This is a genomic window from Kitasatospora sp. NPDC087861 (assembly GCF_044742585.1).
Taxonomy (GTDB): Bacteria; Actinomycetota; Actinomycetes; order Streptomycetales; family Streptomycetaceae; genus Kitasatospora.
The window spans coordinates 1-15106 of record NZ_JBIUUS010000059.1; the positions used below are offsets into that span (position 1 = coordinate 1).

Here is a 15106-nt window from a genome sequence, read left to right on the forward strand (position 1 = left end):
GCACAAGGCCCACGGCCTGCTGTTCCTCGCGCTCACCGATGAGAAGGGCAACCTGATCTGGATCTCGGCCGCGAAGCCGGGCCGTTCCAGCGAGATCACCGCCGCCCGCCACAACAAGCTCACCGCGCACCTGCGGGAAGCGGGGCTCGGGGCTCTGACGGATCTGGGCTTCGTCGGCCTGGACGACGACCCCGATGACGCTGTGATCGTCACCGGTCGCAGGGCGACCCGGGGTCATCCGCTGACCGCGGCGCAGAAGGAGGCGAACCGGCTGGTCAGCCGCGAACGAGCGGCGAACGAGCACGGCTTCGCCGACCTGAAGAACTGGAGGATCTTGACCAAGGTCCGGATGAACGTCCGGCACGCGACAGTGCTCCTGCGGGCCCTGCTCGTGCTGACGAACGCGGAGATCTCCCGCTGACGGACGATCACCCGACCGCGATCACGCCCCCGACCAGCCCGAGCACCCCGCCTCGAACTCACGCCAGCCCCCGTGAACTGCGGTTCTCAGGATGAAAACTCCTCAATGAGGTCTCTGGGGCTCGGGAATGACGGCATGTGAGTTCGCGTCGGCGCGGCCCGGAGGCCTGTGGAAGCTGGACTCCGGACCAGGCATCGACTTCGCACTGTCTGTCGGCATTGTTCCCTGCGGTCACGACTGTGCCGTTGGCACGCAGGCCAAGGGTGTGCGTTGAACCGGCCGCCACGGCGACAATGTCGCGCCAATCGCCGACTTCGCACTGTCCGAAGCTGTTGTCTCCCGTTGCGAGGACCCGTCCGGACGCAGTGACCCCGACGGTGTGGTGGCTGCCCGCGTCGAGCGCCACCACGTCTTCCCACTCATCGACCTCGCACGCCCCAGTTGCCCGGTCTCCGGTCGCTACTGCCCGTCCGTCGGCTCCGAGGCCGACGGTATGGAGATACCCGGCCGAAATGGCGGCCAGGTCACGCCACCCTTCAACGGCACACTGCCGTCGTCGGTTGTTCCCCGCGGCCAGTGCAGAACCGTCCGACCGGACACCGACCGAGTGCCAGTCACCACACGAGAGGACGACCATCTCGCGCCAGGACTGCACGTCGCACTGTCCTTCCGAACTCCGGCCAACTGCTAGCACGCGGCCATTCGCGAGTAGCCCGAGCGTGCGGCGCCAGCCTGCGGCCACGGCCGTGACGCCTCGCCATCCGGCGACATCGCATTGCCCATCGCCATTCCACCCCGTTGCCAGCACCGTGCCGTCCGACCGGAGTCCCACCGTATGAGACCTGCCCGTGTTCGTCGCGGTATGGACGTTGCCAGCTGCCACCGCGACGACGTCTTCCCAGCGCTCGACACGACATTCAGCGGCTGCGGTATTGCCCACGGCGAGACGGTTGCGTCCCAGCGCCGTCCGACCGAATGACGCCTTCCGGCCGCCAGCGCCGACGAGTTGGCGAGCATTCCGCCTCCTTGTGCTTGGCGCGAGTTCGAGACATGGAAGTCCACCTTACTTTGGACTGGAATCAGTGCGGGGTCCTCAGTCGTCGCCAGCAGATGACGGCACAACCGAGTGTGATGAAGGCCTGGTGGATGTCGTCGCGGATCTCCCAGCGGATGCGTAGGCGGCGGAACCAGTGCAGTAGTGCGATGGCGCCTTCCACGATCCAGCGGTGTACGCCGAGTCCGGAGCCGCGTTCGGTGCCGCGTCGGGCGGTGTGCGGGGTGATTTCGAACCGCCGGACCTGGTCGCGGTAGCTCTCGTGGTCGTAGCCGCGGTCGGCGTAGAGGTGCTTCGGGCGGCGCAGCGGTTGGCCGCGTTTGCCTCGGATCGGCGGGACGGCTCGGATCAGTGGGATCAGTTGGGTCACGTCGTTGCGGTTGCCGCCGGTCAGCGTGGCGGCCAGCGGGATGCCGTGGGCCTCGACGATCACGTGGTGCTTGCTGCCGGTCTTGCCCCGGTCCACCGGGGACGGGCCGGTGGCCGCACCACCTCTCATCGCCCGCAGATGGCTCAGCAGGCATGAGCGACCTGTCCTCCCGGCCGCACCACAGCCCGCGCCGGACCCCTACCCGCACCGAGCGGCGGATCCTCAAGGTCCGCGTCCTGCGACGGTGGGGCCCGGCCCGCATCGCCTACCCGCTGAAGCTGAACCCGGCCACCGTGCACCGCGTCCTGACCCGCTACCGGCTCGCCCGCCTCACACCTCTCGACCGCGCCGCCGGAGGAGTCGTGCGACGCTACGAGCACAGCGCGCCAGGCGAGTTGGTCCACGTCGACGTCAAGAAGCTCGGCAACATCCCCGACGGCGGCGGCCACAAGACCCTGGGCAGAGCGGCCGGCCGCAAGAACCGCTCCGGGGCCGGCTACAGCTACCTGCACAACGCCGCCGGCAACTGGTGCAGTGGGGTTTTTCGATCTGCGGAGTATTCCTCAGTGTTCGGGTCGGTTCCTCATCTCATGGCTACCTGACGGATTGACGCTCACGATCCGGCCTTCCCCCGCGCGGGGGAGTCCGATGATCCGTGGGATGGATGTGATCAGCGCGGGTGACGCGGAGCCTTGGAGTGTCGGCAATCCGGAGATACGGGGGTCACCGTGGCTGTTCCAGCGAACTTGGAGGTGGGCGGCGTTCCTGGGCCACCGACCACATGCCCGGGGCGGAAGTTGTGGTGGCGGCGGTGGCCCGTGTGGGCGCCCGTGGCAGCCGCATCCTGGGGCGTGTTGTACGCCGCTGTCGAGGTCACCTGGGCGGTGACGGGCACCACCGTGCAATGGAAGGAGCACTCCGCGTACGCGCCAGGGGTCCAGCTGTTCCTGGCGGCCCTCGCGCTCCTGGCCGGCGGCGCCTGCCTGGCCGGCACCCGAACTCTCGCCGATCTCGGCCGGGTTGCGGTGGCGACGGCACTGACCACGGCGCTCCCGGTGTTCGTCGTGGGAATGAACGGGCTGCCGATCCATTTCGTGACGATGACGACGCTCTCGGGGATCGAGAGCACCACCGGTCTGGCCCAGGTGCTGCTGAACACGGCCGGTGTCGCCCTCCTGCTCCTCGTCGGCTTGTCGCACCGCCGACGGCTGCGCGGCGACTGCCCGCGATGCGGGCGGCCGCACGCCGGCGCCAGCGACGGCCCGCTTGCCCACCCAGCCGCCTCCCGGGCCCCGGGGCGGACCCGCGTCGCGGTGTACCTGCTCATGTGCGGACTCCTGCCGTGGGCGGGAGCCAAGACCATCTGGACGCTGGGCGGCAACGCGCTCGGCGTCGCGGGCGATGACTGGCAGAGGACGACGAGCGTCGGCGCGTCTGGGCCGTCGAAGGCAACCGCGTCGGCGGGGATCGACGTGACCGTGCTGGCCGCGATGGTGGGGATCTTCCTGCTGCTGGGGCTGCTGTACGTGTGGGGGCAGGTGTTCCCCCGCTGGACGCTGTTCCTGTCCGGACGACGGGTCCCGCGCCTGCTGCCCTTGATTCCGGCCTGGCTGACCGGCATCCCTCTGACGATGTACGGGGCCGTCCTCACCGTCATGGCCCCGCTCATGGCTGTCGGCGTACTGCCCGAGATCAAGCCGTCCCCGCCGTTCACCTCCGGCTCGGGGATCACCTGGTTCGTCGAGTTCGGCGGCCTGGCGTTCGGCGGTCTGGGCATCGGTCTCATCGTGGCCGCTCGTTCCTACGCCGCCCGCACCCGCCCCGTCTGTTCCAGCGCCCTGGAAGTGACGCAGCCCGAGTAGTCGGGTATCGGAATGTCAACTTCCTGCTGGCGATCGACGCGCAGTCGGCGACGGTTCCCGATCGAAGCGCTCAAGTGCATCGCGTCAAGCCCGCTTCCTTCCCGGACTGAACGGCCCGGCCGCCAGAGGAGGCTGACGTTCATGGCCGACCTGGTTCCGCAGTGTCGGCGAGGCCGGCGGCACGCGCGGGTGAGGTAGGTGGTCCAGTCGCGTTGAGCGTGACGGGCCCACTTCAGTGCGGTGTGGATGTGGACGTCGAGGAGGTCGGCCAGCACTGGTGCGGGCAGGTCGGTGGCGAGGGCGATCAGGGCTGCGGTGCGCGCCGCTCTGGTATGGACGCCCTGACGTACGAGCTGGTCGTTGAACGCTTTGCGGCTGAGTGGGTGACCAGGCACGACGCCGGGGCACAGTCACGGGGTTTGGCCGGTGAGGGTTCGGACCAGGGCAGAGCGCTGGCGTGGCGCGTCGGCAAGGTTGGTGAAGGAGTTCGGCCAGGCGGGGTGGGATCCACAGTCTCGCTTGGCCGAGCTGGAGGAACGTCTTTCCCATTGGTGCCGTGGATCTGGTCGGTGGTCAGGTGTCGCAGGCGTTCGCCGGGGATGCCGTAGAGGAGGACGGGGGAGCCGGCGACGCGGACCTCCAGCGGTAGGGCGGTGTCGGTGGGGCAGCGGCGGAGCTGTTGCCAGCGTTCTTCCTCCGTGAGGACCGCGGCGGCGGTGGCGGTGGGTGGCGCGGCGACCGTGTGCGGGGCGGTGAGGCCGCGTCGGGCGGCCCAGTCGAGGAACGGTTTGATCTCGTAGCGGGAGCGGTTCGCGGCGAGCCAGGTGTCCAATCCGAGCCCCCGGGATCCACCCGGAACAACACCGCGGGCGGCCACGGCACCGTGTACACCGCGATGCACGGCGACATCCACGTCCACCACGAGGCCGGCCAGGACCTGCCCGGCACCTGAACCCTGCGGTGGGCCTACCCCCGCCGCAGGGCGTCCACCACCGCCGACAGGTCCTGCTCGGCGATCGACGGGTCCGCCAGCAGCACCGCGCGGGCCGCCGACAGCACCGGTCCGCCGCCCGCCAGGGCGAGGTCCTTGGCGGCCAGGCGGACCGGGAAGTCCGACTCCGTGCTGTGCGCCCGGGCCACCACCCCCGCGAGCGGCCCGGCCGACAGCACCTCCCGCGCCTGCTCCCGCGGCACGCCCAACTCATCTGCCACCGCGAGGATTTCACCGACGACGGTGACGGAGGCGACGATCGCGCCGATCACCACCACCTTCAGCGCCGCACCCGCCCCCGGGCCGCCGCAGCGCCGCACCCGGCCCAAGCGCTCCAGGACGGGCTGCGCGCGGTCCAGGTCGGCGTCCTCGCCGCCCGCGAAGACCACCAGGTCGCCGGTGGCCGCCGGGCCCACGCTGCCGATCACCGGCGCGTCCACCAGGGCGACGCCGTACGGAAGTCGGGCGCGCAGTTCGGCGGTGGCCCGCGGGCCGATCGAGGACATGTCGATCCACAGCGCGCCCGGCGCGAGCCCCGTCGTGAACCGGTCGGCCACCTCGGCGACGGCCGCCGGGGTGGACAGCATGGTGACGACGACGTCCGCGCCGCGCACGGCCTCGACCGGGGTGGTGGCCTCGGTGGCCCCGGCGAGGCCCCCGGCGCGGCCGGGGGAGCGGTTCCAGACGGTCAACGGGTGGCCGGCGGCGGCGAGTCGACGGGCCATCGGCAGGCCCATCCGGCCCAGCCCCAGAAAAGCGATCTTCTCCATGGCCGCCACGCTAGGCAGCCACGAGACAGGCGACAAGCGAATGTCTTGCATGATAGTCATGCGGAATGGACATGGCTTGGTTGGACGTCTTCCGCACCGTCGCGCACCTGGGCTCCTTCACCGCCGCCGGGGAGCGGCTGGGCTTCACCCAGTCCGCGATCTCCCGGCAGATCGCCACCCTGGAAGGCGAGCTGGGCACACCACTGTTCGACCGGCTGGCCCGCGGGGTGCGGCTGACCGAGCACGGCCGCGCACTGCTGCCGCACGCCGAGGCGATCCTGGAACGGCTCGACACCACCCGGCGCGACCTCGCCGCGCTCACCGACCTCACCGCCGGGCGGCTGCGGGTCGGCGCCTTCGACAGCGCCAACGCCGCCCTCGTCCCCGGCGCCCTTGCGGCCTTCCGCGCCGCCCACCCGGACGTCGCGGTCAGCCTCACCGAGGGACTCTCCGCGCACCTGCTGGACCTGCTGAGCGGCGGTGCGATCGACCTCGCCCTGATCGCCTCGTACACCGAACCCGCCGATGACACCGAGCAGTTCGACTACCGGCTGCTGCTGGATGACCCGGTGCTGGTCGCCCTCCCGCGCGGCCACCGCCTCGCCCGGCGCCGCCGCCTGCGGCTGGCCGAACTCGCCGACGAACCCTGGATCGCCGCCCGCCGCAACGCCGAGAGCACCCTCCTCGCCGCCTGCTTCCGCAGCGGCTTCCAACCCCGCATCGAGTACGCGGTCGCCGCCTGGACCGCCAAACTCGGCCTGGTCGCAGCAGGACTGGGCCCCACCCTCATCCCCTCCCTGGCCGCCCGCGCCGCCCGCCCCGACCTCGCCCTCATCCCCCTGCACCCGGACGACACCCCGGTGCGGCACGTCTACACCGCCACCCGGCGGGGCCGGCGACTGCCGCCGGCGGTGGCGGCTTTCGAGGCCCTCCTGAGGGAGGCGGCCGGGACCCCTGGCTAGGGCGTGCGTCAAAAGCGCCGGTCAGTCACCGATGCCGCCGTCCGCTACGAGGCCACCGCGTGCTCTGCCGCGTCAACACGCACCGGTGCCATGTTCCCCTCCCGGATCGAACGGAGAGTTGCTGGGCACGGGGGCCGCAGTGGCCTTGCCGGAAGCGCTGATCACGACCGCCACGGGAGCGGCCCCGCGACGCGCTCCGGCAGCGGGGGGCGGGTACCGCTCGCGGGTGCGGTCTCCAAGGCCGAGGACGGGATGCCACCACCCGCCAAGGCGGCGGCGCCACCTGGTGACCCCGCACCGAGTCCGCACCGAGTCCGCACCTGACGAGCGCTCAACTCACCTGCAACCCCGCCCGAGGGCCCACTATTCCGAGAATCGTCGAAGTTTGACAGTTCCCCGTACAGCGGGTTTCGTGGAGGCCCACACCGCACGCCGAGGCCGCCACCGGCCGTCCGTGACAGGGGAGTTGCGCCATGCCCAGGGCCGTCGTCTTCGACCGCACCGGAGGACCGGAGGTCCTGACCGTGCGACCCGCCGCCGTACCCGTGCCCGGACCCGGCGAACTGCGCATCCGCGTCAGCGCGATCGGCCTCAACCGCGCCGAGGCCCTCTTCCGCTCCGGCACCTACCTGGAGGAGCCGAAGCTGCCCGCCACCCCCGGCTACGAGGCCGTCGGCACCGTGGACGCCCTGGGCGAAGGCGTCACCGGCTTCGCCGTCGGCGACCGGGTCGACACCGTCCCGGCCTTCTCCCAGAACGACTACGGCGTCTACCGCACCCACGCCCTCGTGCCCGTCCGCGCCGTCGTCCACCACCCGGCCGGCCTCACCGACGTGCAGGGCGCGGCCGTGTGGATGCCCTACCTGACCGCCTACGGCGCCCTCGCCGAGGACGGCCACCTGCGCCCCGGTGACCACGTCCTGCTCACCGCCGCCGCCTCCGGCGTCGGCTTGGCCGCCATCCGCACCGCCCGCCGCCTGGGCGCCGTCCCCATCGCCACCACCCGCACCCGCGCCAAGAAGCGGCAACTCCTGGACGCCGGCGCCGCCGACGTCGTCGTCGCCGGCGAGGAGGACCTGGTGGCCCGCGTCCACGACATCACCGGCGGCACCGGCGTACGCACCGTCCTCGACCCCGTCGCCGGCCCCGGAGTCCTGACCCTGGCCCGCACCCTCGCCCCCGGCGGGCACCTGATCGTCTACGGCCGCCTCGACCCCCGCGACACACCCCTGCCCGGCCAGGACACCTTCGCCCCCGTCACCAGCCGCTTCTACTCCCTGCACGACGTCACCCGCGACGGCGAACGGCTGCGCCGCGCGCACGCCTTCGTCAGCGCCGGGCTGGCGGACGGCTCCTTCACCCCCGCCGTCGACCGGGTCTTCGAGGGCCTGGACGCCGTCGCCGAGGCCCACCGCTACCTGGAGGCCGGCACCCAGGTCGGCAAGATCGTCCTCACCGTCGAGAACTGACCCGCCCCGCCGCACCGGCCGGCCGGACCGGCGAAACCGCCGCACCGGCCGGCCGGCCGAAGGGCCGTCAGGTCGCCTGCCGGGCCTCGGCGTCGGCGGCGGAGACCACCGCCGACAGCAGGCCCGGGAAGCGCCCCTCCAGCTCCTCGGCGCGCAGCGCGTTCATCTTGGTGGTGCCGACGTAGTACTGGCGCAGCAGCCCGGCCTGGCGCAGCACGTTGAAGTGGTGGGTGGAGGTGGAACGGGAGACCGGCAGGTCGAAGGAGCCGCAGCTCAGGTCGGCGCCGGCGTGGGCGAGCCGGCGCACCACCGATCTGCGGGCCGGGTCCGCGAGCGCCTCCAGCACCTGCTGGACGCTCAGGTCCTCCACACCAGGGTGCACGATCACCCGCGCCGCCACGCGTGCCCGTCCCACACCCACCACCCCTTCCCAACGCTCGGCCCCCGTCCCGGTTCGGTGAAAAGCCGCGCCACGCGCGCGACTTCGCGCCCGACGCTACTACGGGCAGGCCGCCCGCCACGCCCACCGCAACACCTCCGCAACACGCGCACCCCGCCCGCCGCCGCGCCCGCGCCCCCTCCCGCACCCCCACGCCCCCCGGCCACCGCCTGCATGCGGCCACCGCCCGCAGGGGCGAGGGCGGGCGGCCCGCTCGACCCGGGGCCGCCCGCCGCGCCGGCCCCCCGGGGGCCCGCTCCTCAGGCGGCGCGCACCGGCGGCCCGACCGGCCGGGCCAGGCGGGCCAGCGCCAGCGGCTCGAAGATGCCCATCAGCACCGGGTCCACCGGGCGCACCACCGCCGGCGCGGGCGCGACGGGGGCGGGGGAGCGCAGCAGGGAGAGGTAGAGCTCCTGGGTCTCGGCGGCCGGGTCGATGCCCAGCTCCTCCGCGAGGACGTGGCGCAGCTGCTGGTAGCAGCGCAGCGCCTCCGCCCGGTTGCCGGCCGCCGCCAGCGCCTCCATGCGGCAGCGGTAGGCACTCTCGCGGAACGGGGCCCGGCGCACCGCCTCGTCGGCCCAGCGCAGCGCGTGGTGCTCCTCGCCGAGCGCGGACGCCGACAGGCTCGCCGTCTCCAGCGCCGACATCCGCAGCTCCTCCACGTGCTCGCGCACCCCGCCCGCCCACTCGCCCTCGTGGTCGGGCAGGAACGCCCCGCGCAGGTTGGCGATGGCGCCGGCGGCCAGCTGCTGGGCCACCGCGTAGGAGCGGGCCCCATACGCCTCCCCGGCCTCCCCGACCGCGCCGGCGGCGGCCTCCAGGTCCACCGCCGCGTCCGCCGGCAGCCGCAGGACGTAGCGCCCGCCCTGGGCGATCAGCGGGGTGGCGCCCGGGCCCTGGCCGGGCGCGGCGACGAAGGCCCGCACCCGGGAGACCACGCTGCGCAGCGCGGAGGCCCAGGTGTCGGGCAGTCCGTCGGGCCAGATGGTGTCGGCCAGCTGGTCGCGGCTGGTGCCGGCGGAGCGTTCCAGGACCAGGCGGGCGAACGCCACCTGGGCCTGGGCGCTGGACAGGTGCTGCGGGGCGCCGTGGTCGTGCTCGATCGTCACAAGGCCTGTCAGGCGGATCAGCATGAGGATGTCCCCGATCTGCCGGACGGACTGTCTTCCCGGAAGCCGTTCAACGTGCTCCAACCCCCTTGAGCCAAAGCGGAGCCGACGGCCCGTGACACCGGGCCGACGGCGTGGGAAACCTGGACCGGAAATACCGCCGACCAGCCGTTCGGTTTCGGCGGATTTTGACCATACATTCGGCGCATCACACGGTGTCAACACTGGTTGGCGAAACATACCCACCGGCCGGTCCATCCGTCGTGGACGCAATGTTTCTGCACGTCAGAGCGTTACCGCAGGCCGGGAAGGCTCCTATTGCGGACGCCTTGCGCGTCCTGCCGTAGAAATGTAGCCATCCTTGAGCACCCCGCGTGAAGCCTTCGAGAAAACACCGCCACGGCCCCGCCGCAAAAGGCCGCAGCGCAATAGCGGAAACAAGCGGAAACAAGCCGGAGGCAAACCGGCCGCACCACAAAGGCCCGGCAGAACCCCGGGCCCCGGAGCCAAAAGCCCGAAGCCCCGAAGCGTCAAAACCCGCAAGCCCGAACGCCCCAAAGCCCGAACGCCCTAAAGCCCGCAAGCCCGCAAGCCCGCAAGCCCTAAAGCCCGAACGCCCCAAAGCCCCAAAGCCCCGGAGTGCCCGGGAGCCGCCCCGCCCCCGCCGAGAAGGAGACCCGCACGTGAACGCCACCGGAGCATGGGACCGCCTGGAGCCGAAGCTCGCCGCCACCCTGGACCGCGTGGCCGCGCTGGAGTCCGACCCCTCGCGCCGCAACAGCTTCGTCGCCTACACCATGGAACGCGACAGCGCCTACTGCGACCTCGACGGCGAGCGCCTGCTCATGATGTCCGGCTACAGCTACCTCGGCCTGGCCGGGGACGAGCGCGTGGTGGCCGCCGCCAAGGCCGCCGTCGACGTCTACGGCACCGGCAACCACGGCGTACGGGCCCTGGCCGGCACCATCCCGCTGCACGAGGAACTGGAAGCCGAGGTCGCCCGCTTCGCCCGCCGCGAACGCGCCCTGGTCTTCGGCTCCGGCTACGCCGCCAACGTCGGCACCGTCGGCGCCCTGGTCGGCCAGGGCGACACCGTCCTGATCGACAAGTACGACCACGCCAGCATCGTCGACGGCTGCCGCCTGTCCGGCGCGACCGTCACCCGCTTTCGCCACAACGACGTCGACCACCTGGAACGCCGCCTCAAGGCGGCCTCCCCGACCGGGGTGCGCCTGGTCATCGTCGACAGCGTCTACTCCATGGACGGCGACATCGCCCCGCTGCCCGCACTGCGCGCGGTCTGCGACGCCCACGACGCCCTGCTGATGGTCGACGAGGCCCACGCCCTGGGCGTCATCGGCGCCACCGGCGGCGGCATCGAGGAGCACTTCGGCCACCGCTACCGCGTCGACGTCAAGCTCGGCACCCTCTCCAAGGCCATCCCCTCCATGGGCGGCTGGATCGCCGGCAGCCACGAACTCATCGGCCACCTGCGCTACGCCGCCCGCCCGTTCCTGTTCTCCGCGGCCCTGGGCCCCGCGCAGACCGGCGCCGCCCTGGAGTCCCTGCGGATCCTGCGCCGCGAACCCGAACGCGTCACCCACACCCAGGTCCAGGCCCAGCGCCTGCGCGAGCGCCTGAACGCCGCCGGCATCTCCACCATGGACTCCTCCACCGCCGTGCTGCCCGTCATCGCCGGCTCCGACGACGCTGCCTACGACTACGCCACCGCCTGCCGCAAGGCCGGCGTCATCGGCCTGCCCGTCGTCACCCCCGCCGTGCCCAACGACCTGGCCCGCCTGCGGATCGCCGTCACCGCCCGCCACACCGCCGCCGACATCGACTTCGCCGCCGACGCCTTCCTGACCGCCGCCGCCCAGACCGGCCTCATCTGACCACCCACCCCGGCCGGCGCCCCGGCACCCACCCCGGCCAGCGCCCCGACCGACGCCCGGACAGGAGAAGGACCATGGCAGCACGCCCCACCCGGCCCCCCATCGCCGTCACCGGCCTGGGCGTCATCAGCCCCGCCGGCCACACCCTCGCCGACTTCTGGCACACCGTCAGCACCGCCACCCCCACCGCCACCGCCCTGACCGACCCGCAACTGGCCCGCCACCGCGTGCGCCTGGGCTGCAGGGTCACCGGCCTGCCCGAGAACGGCCCCGTCCCCGCCAAGGACGCCCGCCGCCTCGACCCCTTCGCCCACTACGGCACCCTCGCGGCCCTGGCCGCCCACCAGGACGCCGGAGCACCCGAGCCCGCCCCCGGACGCAGCGCCATCGTCGTGGGCACCGCGGTGGGCGGACGCACCACCAGCGACCGCGAATCCGCCCTCTACACCACCGCCGGCCCGCTGCGGGTGAGCCCGCTGATGCCGCTGGTCACCATGCCCAACGCCGCCGCCGCCCAGATCGCCATGCGCCTGGGCTGGAACGGCCCGGCCCTGACCATCGCCACCACCTGCGCCTCCAGCGCCGACGCCATCGGCCACGCCGCCCTGCTCCTGGAAAGCGGGCGCGCCGACGTCGTCCTGGCCGGCGGCTGCGAGGCCACCCTCACCCCCGTCACCCTCGCCGCGTTCGGCAACCTCGGCGCCCACTCCCAGCGCAACGACGACCCCGCCCGCGCCAGCCGCCCCTTCGACACCGACCGCGACGGCTTCGTCATGGGCGAAGGCGCCGGCTTCCTCGTCCTGGAACGCCTCGCCGACGCCCGCGCCCGCCACCGCACCCCCTACGCCCTGCTGGCCGGCTACGGCTCCAGCGCCGACGCCTACCACCTGTCCAACCCGCGCCCCGACGGCGCCGGCGCCGTCGCCGCCATGCACGCCGCCCTCGCCGACGCCGACCTCACCCCCGCCGACATCGCCCACGTCAACGCCCACGGCACCTCCACCGTGCACAACGACCGCGCCGAAGCCGCCGCCCTGCGCACCGTCTTCGGCCCCCACGGCGTGCCCGTCACCTCCACCAAGGGCGCCATCGGCCACCTGATCGGCGCCGCCGGCGCCGTCGAACTGATCGCCGCCGTCCAGGCCATGAACAACTGCGAAGTCCCTCCCACCGCCAACCACGAGCACACCGAGCAGGGCCTGGACCTCGACGTCGTCCACGGCAAGCCCCGCCCCATCCGGCCGGGCGCGGCCCTGTCCAACTCGTTCGGCTTCGGCGGCCACAACTCGACCTTGGTGGTGACCCCCGCATGACCACGCCCGCGACCACACCCGCGCCCGCGCCGACGACCACGCCCGCACCGACGACCGCGCCGACGACCACACCCACGCCCGCGCCCGCGCCGACGACCGCGACCGTGACCGCCCCGCCCGCCCGGCGCACCCGCCTGACCGTCCGCGGCCAGGACCTCGCCGCCTACCGCCAAGCGGCCCGCACCGGCCTGCCACCCACCGCCACCGGGGCCACCACCGGCGCCTCGCCCGCCCACCCCTTCGTCCTCGCCCACACCCTCGCCCAGCACACCGTCACCACCCTCACCACCGGCGACCCGGGCTTCACCGGCGTGGTCCACCTCGCCCAGGAGATCCACACCCACCACCCGCTCACCGCCGGCACCGACGTCGACATCGAGGTCACCGTCACCGCCGCCCGCCGCGAAGCCCGCGGCACCCGCCTGGCCCTGACCACCCACCTCACCACCGGCACCCGCACCCTGGCCCACCTGACCACCTCCGCCCTGCTGCTCGGCGCCACCACCATCGACCCCTTCGGCACCCTGGGACCGGCCGCCCACCCCGGCACCACCCCCGACACCGAACCCCTCACCCTCACCCACACCCTCACCCCCCACGACGTCACCGCCTACGCCCACGCCGCCGGCGACCTCAACCCCCTGCACCTCGACGACACCGCCGCCCGCGCCGCCGGCTTCCCCGCCGCCATCGCCCACGGCATGCACCTGGTCGCCCTGGCCGCCGAGGAGATCACCGACCGCTACGGCGCCGGCGACCCCACCCGCCTCACCGCCCTGGGCGCCCGCTTCGCCGCCCCCGCCACCCCCTCCACCCCGCTGCGCCTGACCCTGCAGCCCTACGACCGGGCCACCGTGGTGCGCTTCACCCTCGCCACCCCCGCCGGCACCGCCGTCAAGGCCGGCTGGGCGGCCCTGACCCCGGCGGGGGAGTGAGCGCCGTGACCACACCCGCCCCGCCGCCGCTGTCGCTGCCCGACGCGTTCACCGCCCACGCCCGCACCCGGCCCGACGCCACCGCCCTGCTGTGGCACGACCGCGCCGTCACCTACCGCCAGCTCGCCGACCTCGCCGAACGCGAACAAACGCGCCTGCACGCGCTGGACCTGGCCCCGGGCGAACCGGTGGGCCTGCCGGCCGCCAAATCCCCCGAGCAGATCGCCCTCGTCCTGGCCTGCCTGATCGAGCGCCGCCCCTTCCTGCTGCCCTCCCCGCAACTGGCCCCCGCCCTGCTCGCGGCCCTGTTCGCCCAGGCCGGCGCCCGCCACCTGCTCGCCCCCCTCGGCCAGGACACCCCCGCCCTGCCCGCCCCGGCCCGCCCCGCCCCCGTGCCCACCCTCGCCGCCGGCACCTCCTTCCTGCTCACCACCTCCGGCTCCACCGACCTGCCCAAGATCGTCCCCCTCGCGCAGGCCGCGATCGACCGCTTCACCGCCTGGGCCCACGACACCTTCGACCTCGGACCCGGACGCGTCGTCGCCAACTACGCCCCCCTCAACTTCGACCTGTGCCTGCTGGACGTGTGGGCCACCCTCGCCGCCGGCGGCACCGTCCTGCTCATCGACCCCGCCCACGCGCTCAACGCCCGCCACCTGCTCACCCAGCTCACCCGCCACCGCCCGCACGTCCTGCAGGCCGTCCCCCTCGCCTACGCCCTCCTCACCCAAGCAGCCCAGGCAGCCCAAGCAGCGGGCGGCGCAGCGGTGCTGGACAGCGTCGAGCACGCCGCGTTCACCGGCGACGCCATCGACGCACGCACCCTGGCCGCACTGCCCGCCCTGCTGCCACGCGCCGCCCTCTACAACATCTACGGCTGCACCGAGACCAACGACAGCTTCCTGCACCGCCTGGACCGCCTGGACGCCACCGCCGCCCTGCCGGTGCCCATCGGCACCCCCCTGCCCGGGGTGCGCACCCTGCTCGCCGCCCCCGACGGCACCCCCGTCACCGGCCCCGGCAGCGGCGAACTGTACGTGTCCACGCCCTTCCAGGCCGCCGGCTACCTGGACCGCTCCCGCGACGCGGGGCGCTTCACCACCCAGCCGGGCGGCGCCGGAGCCGGCCGGCGCTGGTTTCGCACCGGCGACCTCGCGGTGCGCGACGAGCAGGGCCGCCTGCACCTGACCGGACGCGCCGACTTCCAGGTCAAGGTCCGCGGCGTCGCCGTCAACACCGCCGAGGTCGAACGCGTCCTGCTCGCCCACCCCGAGGTCCACGAAGCCGCCGTGGCCGCCGCCCCCGACCCGCTGACCGGCAAACGCCTGCACGCCGCCGTGCGCCGCGCCCCCGGCTCCGCCCTCAACAGCCTCACCCTGCGCGAGCACCTGGCCCGCAACCTGCCGCGCGCCGCCGTACCCGAACGCCTGGCCATCCACGACACCTCGCTGCCCAAGACCGCCACCGGCAAGGTCGACCGCAAGGCCGTCCTGCCCACCGCCTGACCACCACCACC

General features: G+C 73.3%; 12 protein-coding genes and 2 pseudogenes. 9 read left to right on the forward strand and 5 right to left on the reverse strand.

The window, feature by feature from the left end:
• Positions 1 to 421 (forward strand): transposase family protein (locus ACIOJE_RS38915; protein WP_400783046.1); only part of this gene is annotated, 421 nt, incomplete at its 5' end.
• A gap of 58 nt (positions 422 to 479) precedes the next feature.
• Here ACIOJE_RS38915 and ACIOJE_RS38920 read toward each other — a convergent pair.
• Complete coding sequence (locus ACIOJE_RS38920; RefSeq protein WP_400783049.1) at positions 480 to 1361, reverse strand: RCC1 domain-containing protein; 882 nt, start codon at positions 1359 to 1361, stop codon at positions 480 to 482.
• 139 nt (positions 1362 to 1500) lie between these two features.
• A pseudogene (locus tag ACIOJE_RS38925) lies at positions 1501 to 1989 on the reverse strand (IS5 family transposase); the annotation flags it as partial.
• Here ACIOJE_RS38925 and ACIOJE_RS38930 point away from each other — a divergent pair.
• Positions 1986 to 2363, forward strand: a pseudogene (locus ACIOJE_RS38930) (IS481 family transposase); the annotation flags it as partial. The pseudogenes ACIOJE_RS38925 and ACIOJE_RS38930 sit on opposite strands and share 4 nt — an antisense overlap.
• A gap of 312 nt (positions 2364 to 2675) precedes the next feature.
• Positions 2676 to 3707, forward strand: coding sequence for a hypothetical protein (locus tag ACIOJE_RS38935; RefSeq protein ID WP_400783051.1), 1032 nt, complete (start codon positions 2676 to 2678; stop codon positions 3705 to 3707).
• Between the two features lie 966 nt (positions 3708 to 4673).
• Here the strand turns inward: ACIOJE_RS38935 and ACIOJE_RS38940 are convergent.
• Positions 4674 to 5468 (reverse strand): NAD(P)-dependent oxidoreductase, encoded by a 795-nt coding sequence (locus tag ACIOJE_RS38940; protein WP_400783054.1) that lies wholly within the window; start codon positions 5466 to 5468, stop codon positions 4674 to 4676.
• Between the two features lie 71 nt (positions 5469 to 5539).
• On the opposite strand from ACIOJE_RS38940, the gene ACIOJE_RS38945 reads away from it, so the two are divergent.
• Positions 5540 to 6430 (forward strand): LysR family transcriptional regulator, encoded by an 891-nt coding sequence (locus tag ACIOJE_RS38945; RefSeq protein WP_400783057.1) that lies wholly within the window; start codon positions 5540 to 5542, stop codon positions 6428 to 6430.
• Between the two features lie 473 nt (positions 6431 to 6903).
• A complete protein-coding gene (locus tag ACIOJE_RS38950; RefSeq protein WP_400783059.1) occupies positions 6904 to 7899 on the forward strand; it encodes a zinc-dependent alcohol dehydrogenase family protein in 996 nt (331 codons plus the stop codon).
• A gap of 67 nt (positions 7900 to 7966) precedes the next feature.
• On the opposite strand, the gene ACIOJE_RS38955 is transcribed toward ACIOJE_RS38950, so the two are convergent.
• Both ACIOJE_RS38955 and ACIOJE_RS38960 read right to left on the reverse strand, forming a co-directional pair.
• Positions 7967 to 8314, reverse strand: a complete 348-nt coding sequence (locus ACIOJE_RS38955; protein ID WP_400783061.1) for an ArsR/SmtB family transcription factor — start codon at positions 8312 to 8314, stop codon at positions 7967 to 7969.
• A gap of 284 nt (positions 8315 to 8598) precedes the next feature.
• On the reverse strand, positions 8599 to 9471 hold the full coding sequence (locus ACIOJE_RS38960; RefSeq protein WP_280677774.1) for a bacterial transcriptional activator domain-containing protein: 873 nt from the start codon (positions 9469 to 9471) through the stop codon (positions 8599 to 8601).
• 659 nt (positions 9472 to 10130) lie between these two features.
• Here ACIOJE_RS38960 and ACIOJE_RS38965 point away from each other — a divergent pair.
• The 4 genes from ACIOJE_RS38965 (at position 10131) to ACIOJE_RS38980 (ending at position 15095) form a co-directional block, all read left to right on the forward strand.
• Positions 10131 to 11342, forward strand: a complete 1212-nt coding sequence (locus ACIOJE_RS38965; protein WP_280677772.1) for an aminotransferase class I/II-fold pyridoxal phosphate-dependent enzyme — start codon at positions 10131 to 10133, stop codon at positions 11340 to 11342.
• Positions 11343 to 11416: 74 nt separating this feature from the next.
• Positions 11417 to 12655 carry a beta-ketoacyl-[acyl-carrier-protein] synthase family protein gene (locus ACIOJE_RS38970; protein WP_400783064.1) on the forward strand — a complete coding sequence of 413 codons (1239 nt, stop codon included), beginning with the start codon at positions 11417 to 11419 and terminating at the stop codon, positions 12653 to 12655.
• Positions 12652 to 13590, forward strand: a complete 939-nt coding sequence (locus ACIOJE_RS38975; RefSeq protein ID WP_400783066.1) for a MaoC family dehydratase — start codon at positions 12652 to 12654, stop codon at positions 13588 to 13590. Before ACIOJE_RS38970 ends, ACIOJE_RS38975 begins: the two co-directional genes overlap by 4 nt.
• 5 nt (positions 13591 to 13595) lie before the next feature.
• Positions 13596 to 15095, forward strand: a complete 1500-nt coding sequence (locus ACIOJE_RS38980) for an AMP-binding protein (RefSeq protein WP_400783068.1) — start codon at positions 13596 to 13598, stop codon at positions 15093 to 15095.
• Positions 15096 to 15106 lie beyond the last annotated feature (11 nt).

Coding starts and splice junctions, on each gene's coding strand:
- ACIOJE_RS38970 (WP_400783064.1), top strand. CDS start 11,417: ATGGCAGCACGCCCCACCCGGCCCCCCATCGCCGTCACCGGCCTGGGC.
- ACIOJE_RS38975 (WP_400783066.1), top strand. CDS start 12,652: ATGACCACGCCCGCGACCACACCCGCGCCCGCGCCGACGACCACGCCC.
- ACIOJE_RS38945 (WP_400783057.1), top strand. CDS start 5,540: ATGGCTTGGTTGGACGTCTTCCGCACCGTCGCGCACCTGGGCTCCTTC.
- ACIOJE_RS38950 (WP_400783059.1), top strand. CDS start 6,904: ATGCCCAGGGCCGTCGTCTTCGACCGCACCGGAGGACCGGAGGTCCTG.
- ACIOJE_RS38940 (WP_400783054.1), bottom strand. CDS start 5,468: ATGGAGAAGATCGCTTTTCTGGGGCTGGGCCGGATGGGCCTGCCGATG.
- ACIOJE_RS38960 (WP_280677774.1), bottom strand. CDS start 9,471: ATGCTGATCCGCCTGACAGGCCTTGTGACGATCGAGCACGACCACGGC.